The 18,531-nt window shown below is 60.8% G+C and carries 17 protein-coding genes; 9 read left to right on the top strand and 8 right to left on the bottom strand.

What is annotated here, in order from left to right:
• Positions 1–150: 150 nt before the first annotated feature.
• From accC to AB4N43_RS13490, 6 genes are all read right to left on the bottom strand, one after another.
• Positions 151–1,509, bottom strand: coding sequence for an acetyl-CoA carboxylase biotin carboxylase subunit (gene accC, locus AB4N43_RS13515; RefSeq protein WP_027921899.1), 1,359 nt, complete (start codon positions 1,507–1,509; stop codon positions 151–153).
• A gap of 17 nt (positions 1,510–1,526) precedes the next feature.
• A complete protein-coding gene (gene accB / locus AB4N43_RS13510; protein WP_027921898.1) occupies positions 1,527–1,991 on the bottom strand; it encodes an acetyl-CoA carboxylase biotin carboxyl carrier protein in 465 nt (154 codons plus the stop codon).
• A 24-nt stretch (positions 1,992–2,015) separates the two neighbouring features.
• Entirely contained in the window at positions 2,016–2,471 is a 456-nt protein-coding gene (gene aroQ / locus AB4N43_RS13505) for a type II 3-dehydroquinate dehydratase (protein WP_027921897.1), read from the bottom strand.
• A gap of 131 nt (positions 2,472–2,602) precedes the next feature.
• Entirely contained in the window at positions 2,603–4,354 is a 1,752-nt protein-coding gene (locus AB4N43_RS13500; protein ID WP_027921896.1) for a protein-disulfide reductase DsbD, read from the bottom strand.
• 164 nt (positions 4,355–4,518) lie between these two features.
• Complete coding sequence (locus AB4N43_RS13495; RefSeq protein WP_460154211.1) at positions 4,519–5,562, bottom strand: methyl-accepting chemotaxis protein; 1,044 nt, start codon at positions 5,560–5,562, stop codon at positions 4,519–4,521.
• A gap of 955 nt (positions 5,563–6,517) precedes the next feature.
• The gene (locus AB4N43_RS13490; protein WP_460154143.1) at positions 6,518–8,188 is read right to left on the bottom strand and encodes a diguanylate cyclase; all 1,671 of its coding nucleotides are present in this window, start codon (positions 8,186–8,188) and stop codon (positions 6,518–6,520) included.
• Positions 8,189–8,474: 286 nt separating this feature from the next.
• On the opposite strand from AB4N43_RS13490, the gene AB4N43_RS13485 reads away from it, so the two are divergent.
• The 6 genes from AB4N43_RS13485 to AB4N43_RS13460 all read left to right on the top strand — a co-directional run bounded on the left by AB4N43_RS13485 (position 8,475) and on the right by AB4N43_RS13460 (position 14,910).
• Positions 8,475–9,542, top strand: a complete 1,068-nt coding sequence (locus AB4N43_RS13485; RefSeq protein WP_027921893.1) for a DUF2333 family protein — start codon at positions 8,475–8,477, stop codon at positions 9,540–9,542.
• A 3-nt stretch (positions 9,543–9,545) separates the two neighbouring features.
• On the top strand, positions 9,546–10,103 hold the full coding sequence (locus AB4N43_RS13480) for an NUDIX hydrolase (protein WP_460154142.1): 558 nt from the start codon (positions 9,546–9,548) through the stop codon (positions 10,101–10,103).
• Between the two features lie 177 nt (positions 10,104–10,280).
• A complete protein-coding gene (locus tag AB4N43_RS13475) occupies positions 10,281–10,652 on the top strand; it encodes a translation initiation factor Sui1 (RefSeq protein WP_027921891.1) in 372 nt (123 codons plus the stop codon).
• Between the two features lie 219 nt (positions 10,653–10,871).
• Positions 10,872–12,785: an arginine decarboxylase gene (gene speA / locus AB4N43_RS13470; RefSeq protein WP_027921890.1), complete on the top strand. Its 1,914-nt coding sequence runs from the start codon at positions 10,872–10,874 to the stop codon at positions 12,783–12,785.
• A gap of 233 nt (positions 12,786–13,018) precedes the next feature.
• Entirely contained in the window at positions 13,019–14,089 is a 1,071-nt protein-coding gene (locus AB4N43_RS13465) for a contractile injection system protein, VgrG/Pvc8 family (protein WP_194940948.1), read from the top strand.
• A complete protein-coding gene (locus AB4N43_RS13460; RefSeq protein ID WP_194940947.1) occupies positions 14,086–14,910 on the top strand; it encodes a DUF4123 domain-containing protein in 825 nt (274 codons plus the stop codon). Before AB4N43_RS13465 ends, AB4N43_RS13460 begins: the two co-directional genes overlap by 4 nt.
• Here the strand turns inward: AB4N43_RS13460 and AB4N43_RS13455 are convergent.
• Positions 14,900–16,240 (bottom strand): MATE family efflux transporter, encoded by a 1,341-nt coding sequence (locus AB4N43_RS13455; RefSeq protein ID WP_027921887.1) that lies wholly within the window; start codon positions 16,238–16,240, stop codon positions 14,900–14,902. The two genes, AB4N43_RS13460 and AB4N43_RS13455, sit on opposite strands and share 11 nt — an antisense overlap.
• Before the next feature lie 114 nt (positions 16,241–16,354).
• Positions 16,355–16,648, bottom strand: coding sequence for a hypothetical protein (locus AB4N43_RS13450; RefSeq protein ID WP_027921886.1), 294 nt, complete (start codon positions 16,646–16,648; stop codon positions 16,355–16,357).
• Positions 16,649–16,803: 155 nt separating this feature from the next.
• Between AB4N43_RS13450 and AB4N43_RS13445 the strand changes: the two genes are divergently transcribed.
• Genes AB4N43_RS13445 through AB4N43_RS13435 form a run of 3 tightly spaced genes read left to right on the top strand, consistent with a single transcriptional unit; the run spans position 16,804 to position 18,482 of the window.
• Positions 16,804–17,106: a MazG-like family protein gene (locus tag AB4N43_RS13445; RefSeq protein ID WP_027921885.1), complete on the top strand. Its 303-nt coding sequence runs from the start codon at positions 16,804–16,806 to the stop codon at positions 17,104–17,106.
• Entirely contained in the window at positions 17,106–17,855 is a 750-nt protein-coding gene (locus AB4N43_RS13440; protein WP_027921884.1) for a methyltransferase domain-containing protein, read from the top strand. Before AB4N43_RS13445 ends, AB4N43_RS13440 begins: the two co-directional genes overlap by 1 nt.
• 12 nt (positions 17,856–17,867) lie before the next feature.
• Positions 17,868–18,482: a DUF4136 domain-containing protein gene (locus AB4N43_RS13435; RefSeq protein WP_027921883.1), complete on the top strand. Its 615-nt coding sequence runs from the start codon at positions 17,868–17,870 to the stop codon at positions 18,480–18,482.
• Positions 18,483–18,531 lie beyond the last annotated feature (49 nt).

Here is an 18,531-nt window from a genome sequence, read left to right as displayed (position 1 = left end):
CGCGCAAGTTTACGCGAGCGCGGAGGTTTTGTGGGAGTGGGGTGGCTCCAAACGCAGAAGCCATGTGCAGCGCGCCCCTGTAGCAGCTCATAAGAAATACCCAGAAACAACAAAGCCGCCCGAAGGCGGCTTTGTTGATCGGGTCGAAGCTTAGTGCTTCTCGCCTGCCAGCTTGTGCTCGAGGTAGTGAATGTTCACGCCCCCTTTGCAGAAGCCTTCATCACGGACCAGGTCGCGGTGCAGCGGGATGTTGGTCTTGATCCCGTCGACAACGATTTCGTCCAGCGCATTGCGCATGCGCGCCATGGCTTCGTCACGGGTTGCGCCGTAGGTGATCAGCTTGCCGATCAACGAATCGTAGTTCGGCGGAACGGCATAACCACTGTACAGGTGCGAATCGACGCGAACGCCGTTGCCGCCTGGTGCGTGGAAATGCTTGACCGTGCCTGGGCTCGGCATGAAGGTTTTCGGGTCTTCGGCGTTGATACGGCATTCCAGGGCGTGACCGCGGATCACCACGTCGTCCTGGGTGTACGACAGCTTGTTGCCAGCGGCGATGCTGAGCATCTCCTTGACGATGTCGATGCCGGTGACCATTTCCGAAACCGGGTGCTCTACCTGGACACGAGTGTTCATCTCGATGAAGTAGAAGTGGCCGTTCTCGTAAAGGAACTCGAAGGTACCGGCGCCGCGGTAGCCGATGTCGATGCACGCCTTGACGCAGCGAGCGAGGACTTCCTGGCGTGCTTTCTCGTCGATGCCCGGTGCCGGCGCTTCTTCGAGAACCTTCTGGTGACGACGTTGCAGCGAGCAGTCGCGGTCGCCCAGATGGATGGCGTGACCCTGGCCGTCGGAAAGTACCTGGACTTCCACGTGGCGTGGGTTGGTCAGGAATTTTTCCAGATAGACCATCGGGTTGCCGAACGCCGCGCCAGCTTCGGTGCGGGTCAGTTTTGCAAAGGAGATCAGGTCTTCTTCTTTATGCACAACGCGCATGCCGCGACCACCGCCGCCGCCAGCGGCCTTGATGATCACCGGATAACCGACTTCGCGACCGATGCGCAGAGCGGTTTCTTCGTCTTCAGGCAGCGGGCCGTCGGAACCCGGAACGGTTGGAACGCCCGCAGCGATCATGGCGTGCTTGGCCGATACCTTGTCGCCCATCAGGCGAATGGTGTCGGCTTTCGGGCCAATGAAGGCGAAGCCGGAGTTCTCGACCTGTTCAGCGAAATCAGCGTTTTCCGCAAGGAAACCGTAGCCTGGGTGAATGGCGGTAGCGCCGGTCACTTCAGCTGCGGCGATGATTGCCGGGATGTGCAGGTAAGAGTGCGCGGCCGAGGCCGGACCGATGCAGACGGATTCGTCTGCCAGGCCCAGGTGCATCAGCTCTTTGTCAGCCTTGGAGTAAACGGCGACAGTCTTGATGCCCATCTCTTTGCAGGCACGCAGGATCCGCAGGGCAATCTCACCGCGGTTGGCGATCAGAACTTTTTCCAACTTCGCAGTCATCAAAGTTTCTCCGCGGTTCAAACGATGGTGAACAGCGGTTGGTCGTACTCAACCGGCTGGCCGTCTTCGACGAGGATGGATTCGATCACACCGCTGGTTTCAGCTTCGATGTGGTTCATCATCTTCATGGCTTCGACGATGCACAGGGTGTCGCCTTTCTTCACGGTCTGGCCAACTTCAACGAACGAAGGCGAGGATGGCGAAGATTTGCGATAGAAAGTGCCGACCATCGGCGAACGGGCTACGGTGCCGTTCAGGACAGGTGCGGACGGTGCAGCAGGTGCAGCGGCGGCAGCCGGAGCAGCAGCAACAGGCGCAGGTGCCGGAGCGTGCTGCATTGGAGCAGGTGCGTAGTATTGCTGAGCCGGCGTCTTGCTATGACGGCTGATACGTACGGACTCTTCGCCTTCCTTGATCTCGAGCTCGTCGATGCCGGACTCTTCCAGCAGTTCGATCAGTTTCTTAACTTTACGGATATCCATGAATCATCAACTCCCAAGGGTCGGTCAGGGGCGTATAGCTTGTGGTTCAAGCTGTTCCAGGGCGGCCTCCAGGGCCAGTCGATAACCGCTGGCGCCAAGGCCGCAGATCACTCCCACCGCTACGTCGGAGAAGTAAGAGTGATGGCGGAAAGGTTCGCGTTTGTGCACGTTAGACAAATGCACTTCGATGAATGGGATGCTCACCGCCAGCAGCGCGTCACGTAATGCGACACTTGTGTGTGTAAAAGCTGCTGGATTGATCAGAATGAAGTCCACACCCTCGCCACGAGCGGCGTGAATGCGGTCGATCAATTCGTACTCGGCGTTGCTTTGCAGGTGCAGCAGATGATGGCCGGCTTCACGGGCGCGGCGTTCCAGGTCCTGGTTGATCTGCGCCAGTGTCGTAGCGCCATAGGTGCCCGGTTCACGGGTGCCGAGCAAGTTCAGGTTGGGGCCGTGCAGCACCAATAGGGTCGCCATCTGCTGTTCCTTGTTATCTGTGTGCAAGTGTCAGAACCCGGCGACTATGCCGCAAAGCCTTTGTGACTGTCCAGTTCTATGCAATAGCCAGCACGATAGCCGATGTTTGCGCGAAATATGTGACCGGCTGATTAAATCCGGTCATTTGCCTTCGCAACACGTTCGGCGAAGTCCTTGGCGTTGATCTCGCCGATCACTCGCACATCGGCACGCTCAACACCGTCCTTGCCGAAAAACATCAGGGCCGGAGGACCGAACAGTTTGTAACGGTCGAGCAGGGCGCGTTGTTCGGCATTGCTGGCGGTGATATCGAAACGAACCAGTCGATAGCCTTGCAGGCGTTCGATGACGTTGGCGTCGTTGAGCACTTCGTGTTCGATGACTTTGCAACTGATGCACCAGTCGGCGTACCAGTCGAGCAACAGCGGGGTGCCGGAGGATTGAGCATCGGCGAGCACGCGATCCAGTTCTGAGGGCGTGTTGATGGTTTGCCAGGTACCGGCGTTTTGCGCAGGCGCGTTACCTGCAATCGCACGCGATTGGCCGATGGGGTTGAATGGATCGGTCTGTCCGCTGAACGCCCCGAACCAGCAGGCCAATGCGTAAAACAGCAGGAACATCCCGAGCAACTGGCCAAGGCGTTTTCGAGGGGGTTTGTAGACGAACTCCAGCGCGCCCATGAACAAGCCGACACCACCGGCCAGCAAACCGATCAGCAGCAAGGTGATCTGGCCCGGCAGTACGCGGCTGAGCAGGCCGATCGCCAATCCCAGTAACAACACGCCAATCGCGTTTTTCACATAGACCAGCCATGGCCCGCTTTTCGGCAGCCAGGCCGCGCCACCGGTAGCCACCAGCAACAGCGGCGCGCCCATGCCGAGGCCAAGCATGAACAGCTTCAAACCGCCGCCCAATGCATCGCCACTGGCGCTGATGTACAGCAGCGCACCGGCCAGCGGCGCCGAAACGCAGGGCGAAACCAGCAGGCTCGACACCACGCCCAGCACCGCGGCGCCCCACAGCGAACCGCCTTCCGTGCGCCCGGCAATGCGATCCAGGCGACTGCTGATGGCGTGCGGCAGCTTGAGTTCGAATACGCCGAACATGGCCAGGGCAAATACCGCAAAAAACGTCGCGAACGGCACCAGCACCCAGGCCGATTGCAGGCGCGCCTGAAGATTGAGTTGTGCGCCGAACAGGCCCATCAGTGCACCCAGCAGGGCAAAGCAGGCGGCCATCGGCAGCACGTAGGCCAAAGACAGATTGAAACCGCGCAAACCACCGACCTGACCGCGCAACACCACACCGGAAAGAATGGGCAGCATCGGCAATACGCAAGGCGTGAACGTCAGACCCAGGCCGGCGAGGAAAAACAGCGCGAGTTCACGCCATCCCCAGTTTTGCGTCGGGGCCTGATCAGGAGCACCGATGCCATTAATGCTCAGGCGTTCGGTTTCCGGCGGATAGCACAGGCCTTTGTCGGCGCAACCCTGATAGGTTACGGCCAGCGTGAAGGCGCGCTGATCGGTGCGCGGCAGTTCCACCTCGATGATCCCGTGATACACCTCGACATCGCCGAAGTACTCGTCGTGCTTCTGTTCGCCCTTGGGCAGTTGGGCGACGCCCAGCGTTACCTCGGCCGGGTCAGCCCGAAACTGGAAACGATGGCGATAGAGGTAATAGCCTTCGGTGGCGACGAAACGCAGCTTGATCGATTGCGGCGTGCTGTCTACCAGGCTCAGTTGAAAGGCTTCGCGCACCGGCAGGAAGTCGGCGCTGTTGTTGATCGAGCCCAGGGTGGAGCTGGGTCGGGTGTCCAGCAACCCGGCGGCGGTGGCCGGCAGGGCGAGCACTAAAAGCAGCAGGCAGAGCAAACGGCGCATGACAATCTCGCGTATCGGAATTGGGGGCATGATAGCGGACGGCGCGCGGGTGTGCAGGGCGGGGCGTTCGGTGGTGGTTGTACCGACGCCATCGCGAGCAAGCTCGCTCCCACAGGGGGAACGCATATCCCTGAGGGAGCGAACTTGCTCGCGAAAGGGGTCTATCAGACGCGGAAAGCCTGAACGGCGGTACGCAGCCGCCCGCCCAGCACCAACAGATTCTCCCCTTGCTCACGCCCTTCACCAATGCGCAGCAAGTTATCCCCACCCAATTGATGGATGCGCTCACTGTGATCGCGAATCTCGCTGACCGCGCCACTCTGCTGGGCGGTGACATCGGCGATGCGCACAGCCGTGTCGGCAATGGTCTGGATCGCGCCGACGATTTTATCCAGCGCACCATCTGCCGCCTGCGCCTGACTGGCCGTGGCTTCGGCGTGTTCGACCTGCGCGCGCATGCCCTCTACCGACTGACGCGCGGCGGTTTGCAGGCCGGCAATCAGTGTCTGGATCTCTGCTGTCGCGCCTGCGGTGCGTTGCGCCAGTGAGCGAACCTCTTCCGCCACCACCGCAAACCCGCGCCCCATCTCGCCAGCGCGGGCCGCTTCGATGGCGGCGTTCAGGGCCAGCAGGTTGGTCTGGTCGGCAATCGAGCGGATTACTGTCAGCACGCCGCCGATGGTCGCCGACTCTTCCGCCAGGTGCTCGATCATCTGCGCGTTGCCCTGCACTTCACCCACCAGCGCATGCAGGCCGGTCAGGCTCAGGCCAATGACTTTCTGACCGTGTTCGACCGCCAGGCCGGCATGGCGACTGGCATCCGCGGCCTGGCTGGCATCGCCGGCGACTTGTTGAATGGTCGCCTCCAGTTCACCAAGGGAATCGCGGATCAGGGCGGTGTCGCCGGCTTGATGTTCGGCGCCGCTGTGCAGGTCGTTACTCAGGTCGGCCAGGGTTCGGCTGCTGCCGGCGACCTGCTCGGCGTTGAGACGAATGGTCCCGACCAGATCCACCAGGTAGGCGCGCAAGCGATTGAGCGACGCCTGTATGTCATGCAATTCGCGATTGGTATTGCCCAGCTCGATGTCGCGGCTGAAGTCGCCTTCGGCCCAGATGGACAGGGCTGGCGCCAGGTTGGTCAGGGTTCGGGCCAGGCGTCGTTGCAGGGTATCGATGAGCAGTGCGATCAGCAGGATCAGCCCGATCATCACACCCTGCATCAAGCGCACTTCGCCCTGAATCTGCCCGTGCTGCGCGCGGACCACCGGTTCGAGTCCGGCAATCGCTTGCTGCACGGCGGCGATTTTCAGGTGTGTGGCGGCACTGAGGTCGGTGCGTTTCTGGATCTGATCACGGGTGCGCGACAGCTCGGCCGGGTAGCGTGTGAGCAGGCTGTTGAGTTCACGCTTGAGGCCGACACCAGCGTCTTCCGCGGCGGCTTTCTCGTTGTTCTCCAACCCCATCATCGAGGCGAAATCATCGGTGCTGGACTCTGTCTTGGCGGCTACGCCGAGCAACGGCAAGCTGGCCAGCAGTTCCGCCTGAGCACGGATGCTGGCCACTTCACGCTCGACGTCGGCGGCCAGTTCGCTGCGGCCGCTGCTGACCAGTTTGTCCCGGGCCAGAGAGAGTTTGCCCAGATGTTGAGAAGCGGCGAGCAGCGGCGTCAGGTAAGCCGCGTTTGCGCTGGCGTACTGGTTGAGCTGGTCAAGACTGGCGCCGAGTTCGCGCTCGGCTTGCAGCAGCAATGCCTGCGGGTCGCCCGCGAGTTTGCCGGCGGCCAACAGGTCGGTTTTGCTGAACTCATCCAGCGTCGACAGGCTCGGGCGCAAGGTCTCGGCCAGTGCCGGTGGCAGCTCGGCCAGATCTTTTTGCAAGACATCAATCGCCTGGCTGGCGCTGCTCAGGCGCAGGGCATCGCCACTGGCGAGGTAGTCCTCGATATTGCGCGCGACTTCATTCTGAAATTGCTGGGACAGGCCCAGGTAACGCTCCATCAACAGATAGGGGCGCTCCAAGGCCTTTTGCGACCACCACAGCGTGGCGCCAAGGGCCACGCACACGGCGACTAAAAGGAGGGTGTTGAGATTGGTCAGCAGCTTCAGGCGCATAGCGGATCTACCAACGGCAGAATGGTAAGCGCCTGAATTTATTGCGTTTGTGTTACAGGGTTATGACCGAATCGGTGGATTCTGATGAAAAAGTGGCACTTTGCTGTGACGTTCGCGCCGCCTGAACACGATTTCGTCCGGCGTCCTTGGCGCTGTACAGCGCCTCGTCTGCCTGGCTGGCCATCATCAGGCTGTCGGAGTGCTCGCACAACTCCACCACGCCGGCACTGAACGTGCACCACAGGTCTTGAGGCTGCGCCGGATAGTGGATTTCGGCAAAGCGCTGACGAATTTCATCCAGCACGGCATAAGCCGATGCGAGGTCGGTGTCAGGCATGACGATTGCGAATTCTTCACCGCCATAGCGGCCGATGAAGTCGGTCTTGCGCAGGCGTTGCTTCAGGAACAGCGCCAGGCTCTTGATCACCCGGTCGCCCATAGGATGCCCGTGGCTATCGTTGACCCGTTTGAAGTGGTCGATGTCGAGCATCGCAAAGCTCAGCGGCTTGTTCTCACGGCGGGAGCGGAAGCTGCAGTCTTCAAGCAATTGCAAAATGTGCGTGTGGTTGTACAAGCCGGTCAGGCTGTCGCGGACCATCCGGGCTTTCAGATTGCGTGCCCGCGCCGCGCGGTTGCGCACGGTGGTGATCAGGTGGCGCGGCTTGATCGGTTTGGTCAGGAAGTCGTCGCCGCCTTCGCTCATCGCGTCGAGCTGCTTGTCCAGATCGTCTTCGGCCGACAGGTAAATGATCGGGACGCTGACGTAACGGTCGTTGTGACGGATCACCTTGGCCAGTTCCGTACCGGTGCAGGTCGGCATGTACATGTCGAGGATGATCAGGTCAGGCTGAAAGTCCGAGAGTTCGGCCATGGCCTGAATCGGATCGATCAACGTGCGCGTGACGATCCCGGCACTATTGAGCAGGCGCTCGGTGTGCAGGGCCTGGGCGCGGGAGTCGTCAATGATCAGCACTTTATAAGGTTCGTACTGGGCGACGCAGGTCAGGACTTCGATTTTCTCCAGCAGGCTCGAAGCCTCCAGGGTGCCGGTGAGAAACTCCTGGCCGCCGGCGCGCACGGCGGCCAGGCGGGTTGGGGTGTCGGTTTCGTGCAGGCTGAAGAACAACAGCGGCAGGCGATGATCGAGACCTTCCTGGGCTTCGGCGGCCAGTTTCAGGCCGATACCGGGGCCACTGAAGTCCACGTCCATGACGATTGCAGCGGGCAAACGCTCGACCATCGAGGCGCGGAACGCGGCAACGCTGTCGAGGGATTGGGCGCTGAGCCCGAAAAATTCCAGTTGCTTGGCCAGGCGCTCAGCGCGGTCGTGATCCTGCAGCATCACGTAGATCGGCTTGCGCAACGGCGGCAGGAAGGTTTGTTCGTACTGATCGCCATGCCGCAGGCCGGTACGCGACAGGCGCTGCATCAAGCGATTGAGGTCGGTGATCAGCCCGCTGCTCAGGCGTCCGCGATTGGCGTCGACAGCCTCCAGCGACTGGCCGATGTGGCGCGCCAGTTGAGTGTGTTCCGGTTGTTCGAAGCGCTCGGCAAACCGCAACAGGCGCAGGTTCGCCTCGCTCAGTTCCGATAAGTCGGTGATGGACCACTCACTGCGTTGCAGGCGCTGCCAGATCTCAAGAATTTGACGTGCCTGATGAATTACCCGCTGGGCAAAGTGGTGCTTGAGGCGCTCACGGCTGGGGTCTTCTGGCTCGGTCATATCCTGACTACTAGTTAGGGTAAAAGCTGAGATCGACTGGTGGCTCTATGCTAGCACCTCTTTGCAATTGCACGAGTGTCGTACGTCAATAATCTGTAATGCGGCGTCATTCAGTTTGTGACCGGCTGGTCGGATAGGCTCAAGGCGTGTGCTTCCTTTATAGTGGCGCCTCGACGATGCAATCCTGGCTCACAGCAGCGCGCCGATTAATACGCGGCAAAACGAGGCACGATGGCGTAGGGTTGTGGTCGAACCGATGAACTCAAGTGATTGAAAGGATATCGCCATGCTGGACTGGAAGAACCGCGCGGGCAGTGCCCCTGAACGTGCCGCTGAACCGAAGTCGGCCACCCGCAGTTATATCGGCGGCCTGCTGTTCAGCCGGGCGCTGGCCACCTTGATCGGCCTTTACCTGCTGGTGGCGATTGCCCTGGGTTGGTATTGGAGCGAGGAGCCCGCGCTGTTCCCGGTCCAGCAAAATGCCCAGATCGCTGCCGAGAAAGAAGGCAAGCAGATGGTCGTCGGCTACACCACCGTGGAAACCCTCAAGACCGTCGCCGGTACGTTGCTGACCAAACCGGGTGGCTACATTTCCAACGACCGTTTCCCGCCGGGCCTGTGGATGGACAACATGCCAAGCTGGGAATATGGCGTGCTGGTCCAGGTTCGCGACCTGAGCCGTGCACTGCGTAAAGACTTCGCCCGCTCCCAGTCGCAATCGGCCGAAGACGCCGACCTGGCCAAGGCCGAACCGCGTTTCAACTTCGACAACAAGAGCTGGGTGCTGCCTTCCAGTGAGTCCGAGTATCAGGAAGGCATCAATTCCCTGAGCCGCTATCAGGCGCGGTTGTCCGATCCTAACCAGAAAAGCGCCCTGTTCTATGCCCGCGCCGACAACCTGAACAACTGGCTCGGTGACGTCGGCACCCGCCTGGGTTCGCTGTCGCAACGCCTGTCGGCCAGCGTCGGTCGGGTCAAACTCAACACTTCGCTGAAAACCGAAGTCCTGACGCCAGGGCAAGTGCCACAGGTGGACGAAGAAATCGTCGAGACGCCGTGGATGCAGATCGACAATGTGTTCTACGAGGCTCGCGGTCAGGCCTGGGCACTGTCTCACCTGCTGCGCGCCATCGAAGTCGACTTCGCCGACGTATTGGCCAAGAAAAACGCCACGGTCAGCGTGCGCCAGATCATCCGTGAGCTGGAAGCATCGCAGGAGCCGGTCTGGAGCCCGATGATCCTCAACGGCAGCGGCTTCGGTGTACTGGCTAACCACTCGCTGGTTATGGCCAACTACATTTCCCGGGCCAACGCTGCAGTGATCGATCTGCGTCAATTGCTCAATCAAGGCTGAGTCATGGTTGATAACGCCAAAGAGGCCGCCCATCGCGCGGCCTCGGATGCCGAACAGATCGCCTGGGTCGACGAGCAGGACAACCTGCTTGGTGCCCTGGTCCGTTCCGATTTGCGCGAGCGTGGGCTGATCGGGCGCGGCACCTACATCATGCTGTTCAATTCGGCCGGTGATCTCTGTGTGCACCGTCGAACCTTGAGCAAAGCCATTTATCCGGGGTACTGGGATGTGGCGGCAGGGGGCATGGTGCTCGCCAGCGAAACCTACGCCGAGTCAGCTGCCCGCGAGCTGGAAGAAGAGCTGGGCGTGAGCGGTGTGGAACTGACCGCCCACGATCACTTCTTCTTTGAAGACACCGGCAACCGGCTCTGGTGTTCGGCGTTTTCGGCGGTCTGGGACGGGCCGTTGATTCTGCAGCCCGAAGAGGTGCTTGAAGCGTGCTTTATGCCCATCGATCAGGTCATGGTGGAAATCCAGCAAAAGCCTTATTGCCCGGACTCTCTGGCGGCGTTGAAGCGCTATCTGCGCGCGCAACGGGATGGCGTCGCAAAAGAGCTGTAAATTGGCGCCGATTGGCTCTTAGCAAGTCGGCTTTTTGCCGTTACACTGCGCGACCTTTTCAAGCTGAACCCGCACGTCTGGTTCAGTAGCGCTGCCCCTGCCTGAGTGGGGCTTCGCGGTCGATGGCTCCTGCCCAGGTTGCCGCGACCAGTCTTTGTCCTCCCAAGAGGATTGCCGGTGGCCAAAAAAGCCGCATCCTTCGCCGCCCTTGGTGGCCTGGTATTTTCCACCGACGCAGGTCGTCATTGCCCGGATTGCAGTAAACCGGTGGACGCCTGTATCTGCAAACAGACCGTTATCCCGGCCGGCGACGGCATCGCTCGCGTGCGTCGCGAAAGCAAGGGCCGTGGCGGCAAGACGGTGACCACCATCACCGGCGTGCCGTTGGCCGAAGACGCGCTCAAGGAACTGGCCACCACGTTGAAAAAACGTTGTGGCACAGGCGGAGCGTTGAAAGACGGGATCATTGAAATCCAGGGCGATCATGTCGAGCTACTCTTGGGCGAGCTGATCAAACTCGGTTTCAAAGCGAAGAAGTCCGGCGGCTAGCAGCCTCTGTGAAAACCACCCTCGGCTTGATCCAGTCCTGAAAACGGGTCTGGCGTCGTCTACATGGTTTTCACAGAGCCTGTTCTGACTGGTTTCTAAACTCAAACCTGAATGTGAGGTCTATCGCCCTTGCATGCAGGCTAATCGTCATTTTCATTCTTTAGACTGCGCCGGCCTGAACCCAGGCGACGCTCTATGACTTCTTTATAGGGGACTTCAATGTCCGTACGACGCACACGCAAAGACGATGGCAGCCAATGGACAGTTGCGGACAGCCGCAGTGTTTACGGGATTCGCCATTGGGGGGCCGGGTATTTCGCGATCAATGACGCCGGTCGCGTCGAAGTTCGTCCGAACGGTCCGACCAGTTCGCCTATTGATCTGTTCGAGCAAGTCGACCAACTGCGCAAAAGCGGTTTGTCCTTGCCATTGCTGGTGCGTTTCCCGGATATCCTGCAAGACCGCGTGCGTCAGCTGACCGGCGCCTTCGATGCGAACATCGAGCGTCTGGAATACCAGAGCAAGTACACCGCGCTGTACCCGATCAAGGTGAACCAGCAAGAAGCGGTGATTGAAAACATCATTGCGACCCAGGACGTCTCCATTGGTCTGGAAGCCGGCTCCAAGCCAGAGTTGCTAGCGGTATTGGCGCTGGCGCCGAAGGGCGGCACCATCGTTTGCAACGGTTACAAGGACCGCGAGTTCATTCGTCTGGCGCTGATGGGCCAGAAGCTGGGTCACAACGTCTTTATCGTGATCGAGAAAGAATCCGAAGTCGGCCTGGTGATCGAAGAAGCGGCCTCGCTGAAGGTCAAGCCTCAGGTCGGCCTGCGCGTACGTCTGTCGTCCCTGGCCTCGTCCAAATGGGCGGACACCGGCGGCGAGAAATCCAAATTCGGTCTGTCGGCGGCACAATTGCTGTCGGTGGTTGAGCGTTTCCGCGCCGCGGGCCTGGATCAGGGCATTCGCCTGCTGCACTTCCACATGGGCTCGCAGATCGCCAACCTGGCGGACTACCAGCACGGTTTCAAGGAAGCGATTCGTTACTACGGCGAACTGCGCAACCTCGGCCTGCCAGTGGATCACATCGACGTGGGCGGCGGTCTGGGCGTTGATTACGACGGTACGCATTCGCGTAACGCCAGTTCGATCAACTACGACATGGACGATTACGCCGGTGTCGTGGTCGGGATGCTCAAGGAATTCTGCGACGCGCAGAACCTGCCGCACCCGAACATCTTCTCTGAAAGCGGGCGCTCCCTGACCGCTCACCACGCCATGCTGGTGGTGCAGGTCACCGACGTCGAGAAACACAACGACGACGTGCCGCAGATCGACAACAAGGAAGAACTGCCGGAAACCGTGCAATGGCTGGTTGACCTGCTGGGCCCGACCGACATCGAGATGGTCACCGAAACCTACTGGCGCGCGACGCACTACATGAGCGACGTGGCCACCCAGTACGCCGACGGCAAGCTGACCCTGGCGCAAAAAGCCCTGGCCGAGCAATGCTACTTTGCCGTGTGCCGTCGCCTGCACAACTCGTTGAAAGCCCGTCAGCGTTCGCACCGCCAGGTGCTCGACGAACTCAACGACAAGCTGGCCGACAAGTACATCTGCAACTTCTCGGTGTTCCAGAGCCTGCCGGACACCTGGGCCATCGGCCAGGTCCTGCCGATCCTGCCTCTGCACCGTCTCGACGAGGAGCCGCTGCGCCGCGCCGTGCTGCAAGACCTGACCTGCGACTCCGACGGCAAGATCAAGCAGTACGTCGACGAGCAGAGCATCGAAACCAGCCTGCCGGTACACGCACTGAACGAAGGTGAAGACTACCTGCTGGGGATCTTCCTGGTCGGCGCTTACCAGGAAATCCTCGGCGACATGCACAACCTGTTCGGTGACACCGACTCGGTGAACATCTACCAGAACGCCGACGGCAGCGTGTACCACGCCGGTATCGAAACCCACGACACCATCGAAGACATGCTGCGTTACGTGCACTTGTCGCCGGAAGAGTTGATGACCCACTACCGCGACAAGTGCGCCAGTGCACGCATCACCGCGGCCGAGCGCACCCAGTTCCTCGACGCTCTGCGCCTGGGCCTGACCCGTTCGTCTTACCTGTCTTCGTAAGGTAGGGCACCGCTCCCATCAGGTTGTCTGAAAATGTTCCGCACGCTGCGGAAATTTCAGATGACCTGGTGCGACGCGTCTTTGATTTCCCGCGAAATGACTCACATCCTCGTCTATCCCTGCGATGTGGTCTTCTTTTCGCGTAGGTCATTTCCTAAGTTGTAGTTCAGCTCTCTACTCGGCCAACTCTCTCAGAGAGAATCCCCAGCCGCCCCTCCTGTAGAGAATCGCCGATGTTCGATCCAGCCAACGAGCCGTCATTTCGTCTGGATGTAGAGGGTCTGCCTGATCCCTTTGCGGTCTTGGCCTTTAGCGGCAGTGACGCGATCAGCGAACCTTTTGAGTTCAACATGGAGCTGCTGATTGACGATCCGGCACTGGACCTGGCAAGCCTGTTGTACCGGCCGGCCTTTTTGCATGTCGGTCCACCGGGAAACGGTTTTCACGGACAGTTGCATGAACTGGTCCAGGCCGGACAGAGCGCCACACCCAGGCGCTGTCGTGTACGCCTGAAGCCGAAACTGGCCTGCCTGGCCCAGCGATTCAGCCAGCGTATTTTCAGCAACCGTTCGGTCCCGGAGATCCTCGCCCAGGTACTCAAGGAACATGGCATTGCCGGCAAGGATCGGCGTTTCGAGTTGACCGGCGATTACCCGCCTCGGGATTTCTGCACGCAGTATCAGGAATCGGACCTGCAGTTTTTCCAGCGGCTATGCGCGCAGGAACGCCTGCATTACCACTTCGAGCACCGCAGGCGTGGTCATTGTCTGGTCTTGGGTGACGGGCATGTTCAGGACGGCACAGAGTTGCCTCCGATGAATTTGTCCACTGGCCCCCGAATGCACAGCCTGCAACGGGCTTGGGTGGTCGAAGTCGATGAGCCTCAACCCGATGTAGCCAGACCTGTCGCGGTGCAATTTGACTGGCTCTATCAGGGCGAAGGCGCGGCCCCCAGCCACTGTTGGTTGTCGATAGCGCCTGAATTGAGCGGCGCCCACACCCTGCCAATGAGAGAAGGTCTTGAGGTGCTGGTGAGCTTTATCGAAGGCGATCCCGATCAACCGCTCATCACCGGATTTCTTTGCGGCCCCCCAGTCGCCCAGGCGCCAGGCTTGGCCGATGCGCAGCCCGCTGTGGTGGCGGATAACAATGTGTCGGTTGATGGATTGTTGCGCCTGTTACAGTCCAGCGAACCGTTGGTGTTGCTGTGTCTGCTACCCGGCGGGGGCAGTTTCGTACATTGCACACAAGTCCTTTGCGCGTGCCGGGCAGCGACACAGCTTGGCCAGAGCGGTGCACCATGATTGCCGCCCAGGCTCCCGATCCAACTTCACAATGGCTCTTGCTCGATGTGCCGGGCGTACCCGGGGCCGGAGCAACGCTGCGGCAACCCTTTGCCCACGTCCGCCAGTACGGGCTGTTTGACGACACCGAATGGCAGTCGTTACGGGATCACGGGCCCGTGCTGGTCGACCTCAAGGGATGCCCGGCGCTGGCCGAGCGTTGTCTGCGCGAACCCCACCTCTGGAGCGGGTTGTGGCTGGTCAGTCAGGCGCCTGCGTCACAGTTGCTCGAGCATTTACGCCGCATGCTCACCGTCACTGTTGGCCTGCACCACCGCGCCTTGCTGAGTTTCTACAACTCCCACACGGCCAGTTACTTTTTCGATGCCTGCGATGCCCCGGAACTGAGTCGCTGGCTCGGTCCGATCCGGCAGATACGCTGGTTCGGTGGAACCTGGGCTGATCGGGCCATCGGTTGTCAGGGCTGGCAGCAGTTGTTCAATCCAGGGCTTGTCGTCAAACCGCTAGGGATTGAGGAAGATCTCAGTGCGCGTCAGCGCGACGCTTTGCAAACCTGCCTGCTGGAGCAGCATGCCTGGCGCTGGAGCCAATCCACCGGTCGCGATTACACCCGTCTATGGTCCCATCTGAGGGAAGGGCTGGCGCTGGGCTTCAGCGAGCGACCGGTGCTCGACGGCTGGTTGTGGCTACGTTTGCAGCACCCCGGCGCAAAGCCTGAACTGCCTTTGTCGGGCGCCACCCAGCAGGCGCGTCTCGATAGCCTGCGCACCCTGTGGCAGAACGCTCAACCCAGAGAGGGCCCTGACCCCATCATCCAGTGAACCAGCCGTCGTTCTTGCGCAAGTACCAGGCAAACGCACCGAGGGTCAGGCTGCGCAACACCATGAACAGCAGAAAGGTGATCCACAGTCCATGGTTGCCCAAGCCTTGCAGCGCCCAGGCGAAAGGCAGCAGCAGAACCACGGTCAACAGCATGCCGTTGCGCATTTCCCGGGCGCGAGTGGCACCGATGAACAGCCCGTCGAGCAGGTAACTCCATACCGCAATCAGCGGCAGCGCGGCGAGGTAGGGCAGGTAGATGAAGGCGGTGTCGCGCACGCTCTGGATGTTCGTCTGCATCTCGATAAACACATGCCCGGCGAACGCAAACAGCACGGCAAAGCCCAGGCTCGCCAGCAATGACCAGCCGCAGGCGACCACCAGAGAACGCCGCAGCGCCCCTCGATCACGGGCGCCGATGGCGTGCCCGCACAGGGCTTCCACGGCATGCGCCAAACCGTCCAGTGCGTGGGCCGTCAGCAGTAAGCCGTTCAGCAGCAGTGCGTTGGCGGCAACGGTGGCATCGCCAAGTCGCGCGCCTTGCACGGTGATCAGGAAAAACACCGATTGCAGCGCCAGGCTGCGGATGAAGATGTCGCGATTGACCGCCAGCAATGGCCGCCAACTCTGCCACAGGGCCAACGCGGCCCAGACGATATGACCGGGGTAGGCGCGCAAGGCTTTGCGCGTCATCAGCAAACCGATCAGTGCGCCGGTCCATTCGGCAATCACCGAGGCGCGGGCGGCACCGACCACGCCCCATTCCAGCCCAAGGACGAACCACAGGTTCAGCGCGATGTTCACCAGGTTGGTGCTCAGCAGAATCGCCAGCGGCGCCCGGGCGTTCTGGGTGCCGAGGAACCAGCCGACCAATGCATAACTGGCCAGCGCTGCCGGCAGTCCGAACAGCCGCGTGTGGAAAAACTCGCGGGTCAGTTGATCCAGCTCTGCCGAGGGTTGCATGAAGTGCAGCGCGACGCCGCTCAAGGGAACACCCGCGGCCCCCAGGACAATCGCCAGCCCCATCGCCAATAACAAGCCTTGCAGCAAAATCTGCCGCAACGCTGCGCCATCCCCGCGGCCGGCAGCCTGCGCCGCGAAACCGGTGGAGCCCATGCGCAGAAAACCCATGGCCCAGGCCAGGAAGGTATACAAACTGGCCCCGACGGCGACGGCCCCCAACTGATGGGCGTGGGGCAGGTGGCCGATGACCGTACTGTCGACCAGCGCCACCAGCGGTACGGAAATGTTCGACAGAATCATCGGCGCAGCCAGCGCCCAGACCCGGCGATGGGTCGGGCGGTCACGCCAGTCGGCAATCAGGTTGGACATGCAGGCTCCTTGGCGAAGCCGGCATTGTAGCGATAGTTGGAAGTGATCGTTCCCACGCTCTGCGTGGGAATGATCAATCGCGAGCAGGCTCGCTCCTACAGAGATTTTTGGGTGTCAGTGGATGATCCAGCTCAGCAGCCACAGCCCCAACAGCAACCAGATAATCCCCATGATGACCGACGCATTCATGAACGCCCGAATCGCCGACCACAACAGCATCAACCCCAGGATCAGCGCAATGATGTTGATGATCGAAGTGTCCATCCCCAGTGTCCGGGACAACCCATCGACAAAGTTGCTGCCGGCGTGGCTCAACAGGTTGAACAAGCCACTGAGGGCGTCAACGATAAAGCGGATGACCGAACCGAGCGCCTGGCCGAGCCATTCGAAAAAACCTTCTACCTGCATGTCGTTAACGTCCTGATGTAAGTGGTTGAGCCTTGGGCCATTGATCGCAGTGGCGAGTTCCCCACAAGCATAGAGGGTTGCACTGCACCTGTGGGAAAAGCGCCCTTGCCATCCCCGGCCATCCCCCCGAAGCTATACGCCTTCAGGAGAGCCCGATGAACCTTGTTGAACTGACCGAACGCCTGCATGCCATCCGTGACCGCAACGACTGGCGGCAATTCCACAGCCCGAAAAACCTGGCCATGGCCGCCAGCGTGGAAATGTCCGAGCTGGTGGAGATTTTCCAGTGGCTGACCGAAGACCAGTCGCGTCAATTGCCGGCCGACAAGCTCGCCCATGCCGGGCAGGAAGTCGGCGACATCGTGCTCTATTTATTGCTGCTGTGCAGCGAGTTGGGGCTGGACATGAATGAAGTCGTGCTCAGCAAACTCGCGGACAGCGAAAAGAGGTTCAGCTGATGAGTGATCGTCATTTCGATCAACTGGCGACACGCTTCGCCGAAAAAATCTACGGCGGGGCCAAAGGCGCAATCCGCCTGGCGGTGCTTCAGGCCGACCTGGCCGAAACCCTGCCGGACCGGCCGCTGCGTGTGCTCGACATCGGCGCCGGCCTGGGCCACATGTCGTTGTGGCTGGCCCAGCGTGGTCACGACGTCACGCTGGCCGAGCCCGCCGAACCGATGCTCGAAGGCGCCCGCCAACGTTTCGCCGAGGCGGGGCAGAGCGCGACTTTCATCCAGGCACCGTGGCAGGAACTGCTCGGTCAGCTCACCGAACCCTACGACCTGGTCCTGTGCCATGCCGTGCTGGAATGGCTGGCCGAACCTCACGCGATTTTGCCGGTATTGCATCAATTGACGAAAAAAGACGGCTGGTTGTCCCTGGCCTTCTACAACCGCGATGCGTTGATTTACCGCAACCTGCTCAAGGGCCACTTTCGCAAGATGCGCAAGAACGACATGGCGGGCGAAAAGCAGAGCCTGACCCCGCAACAACCGCTCGACCCGCGGGAATTGGCGGCGCAACTTGAGGGCTTGTGGCAGGTCGAAACCCAGAGTGGCGTGCGGGTTTTTCACGACTATATGCCCGTGGAATTCCAGGCCCGTGCCGAGCTGGTGGACCTGCTCGAAATGGAACTGGCCCACCGTCGTCACCCGAGCTTTGCCGGGCTCGGGCGCTACTTGCACTGGATCTGTCGGCCGGTCTGATCGGAGCTCGAAATGAAAAGTCGTTCAGGGTTACTGGTGATCTGTCTCGGGCTGGCGGCCTGTCAGGGCGGCAACCCGTATGTGGCGTCGTCGAACCCGATCCCGCCAGCGCCGCCGGGCGCTGCCAAGGTGTTCGATCGCAGCGCCTACCCGGCGCCGCCTCATGACTATGGGCGTTATCGCAGCTGGGCGTGGCTCGACGGCCATCTGCCGCCGGGCACCACCTGGGCCGACCCGGCGCAGGTGGCCGAAGTGGTCAGCAACGCCCTCGATCAGCGCGGCTTGCGTCCGCTGCACGATAACCGTCCGGCCGACCTGTTTGTCAGCGCCAACCTGCACATCGAAACCCGCTTGCGTCAGGAGCGCGACGACTACGGTTACTACGGCGCTGGTTATGGCGGTTACAACCACTATGGCAACGGTTACGGCATGTACGGCAGCGTGCCGATCGTGCGCACGTATCAGGAGCAAGTCCTGGTGGTGCAGGTGGATCTGTACGACGCCGGCACCGGTCAGCCGGTGTGGAGCGGCAGCGCCGAAACCGGCCAAAGCGGCAGCCAGAGCGAACAAGCCGATGCCCTGCGAAAGGCTGTAGAAAAGGCAATGTCGGCGTATCCTCCGAGTTAGCTTCTGTCGATAAGAAGCATTGCGCAGGTGACGCCTCAACCGGAGAAAG

It is taken from the genome of Pseudomonas sp. S2_B07, from assembly GCF_054668435.1.
The sequence above is the reverse complement of the archived record's forward strand: the minus strand, read 5'-3'. Positions and strand labels throughout refer to the sequence as shown.

Coding starts and splice junctions, on each gene's coding strand:
- AB4N43_RS13495 (WP_460154211.1), bottom strand. CDS start 5,562: ATGATCGGGCTGATCCTGCTGATCGCACTGCTCATCGATACCCTGCAA.
- AB4N43_RS13445 (WP_027921885.1), top strand. CDS start 16,804: ATGAACCTTGTTGAACTGACCGAACGCCTGCATGCCATCCGTGACCGC.
- AB4N43_RS13440 (WP_027921884.1), top strand. CDS start 17,106: ATGAGTGATCGTCATTTCGATCAACTGGCGACACGCTTCGCCGAAAAA.
- AB4N43_RS13460 (WP_194940947.1), top strand. CDS start 14,086: ATGATTGCCGCCCAGGCTCCCGATCCAACTTCACAATGGCTCTTGCTC.
- AB4N43_RS13480 (WP_460154142.1), top strand. CDS start 9,546: ATGGTTGATAACGCCAAAGAGGCCGCCCATCGCGCGGCCTCGGATGCC.
- AB4N43_RS13435 (WP_027921883.1), top strand. CDS start 17,868: ATGAAAAGTCGTTCAGGGTTACTGGTGATCTGTCTCGGGCTGGCGGCC.
- AB4N43_RS13490 (WP_460154143.1), bottom strand. CDS start 8,188: ATGACCGAGCCAGAAGACCCCAGCCGTGAGCGCCTCAAGCACCACTTT.
- AB4N43_RS13450 (WP_027921886.1), bottom strand. CDS start 16,648: ATGCAGGTAGAAGGTTTTTTCGAATGGCTCGGCCAGGCGCTCGGTTCG.
- AB4N43_RS13455 (WP_027921887.1), bottom strand. CDS start 16,240: ATGTCCAACCTGATTGCCGACTGGCGTGACCGCCCGACCCATCGCCGG.
- AB4N43_RS13485 (WP_027921893.1), top strand. CDS start 8,475: ATGCTGGACTGGAAGAACCGCGCGGGCAGTGCCCCTGAACGTGCCGCT.
- AB4N43_RS13500 (WP_027921896.1), bottom strand. CDS start 4,354: ATGCGCCGTTTGCTCTGCCTGCTGCTTTTAGTGCTCGCCCTGCCGGCC.
- speA (WP_027921890.1), top strand. CDS start 10,872: ATGTCCGTACGACGCACACGCAAAGACGATGGCAGCCAATGGACAGTT.
- accB (WP_027921898.1), bottom strand. CDS start 1,991: ATGGATATCCGTAAAGTTAAGAAACTGATCGAACTGCTGGAAGAGTCC.
- accC (WP_027921899.1), bottom strand. CDS start 1,509: ATGACTGCGAAGTTGGAAAAAGTTCTGATCGCCAACCGCGGTGAGATT.
- AB4N43_RS13465 (WP_194940948.1), top strand. CDS start 13,019: ATGTTCGATCCAGCCAACGAGCCGTCATTTCGTCTGGATGTAGAGGGT.
- aroQ (WP_027921897.1), bottom strand. CDS start 2,471: ATGGCGACCCTATTGGTGCTGCACGGCCCCAACCTGAACTTGCTCGGC.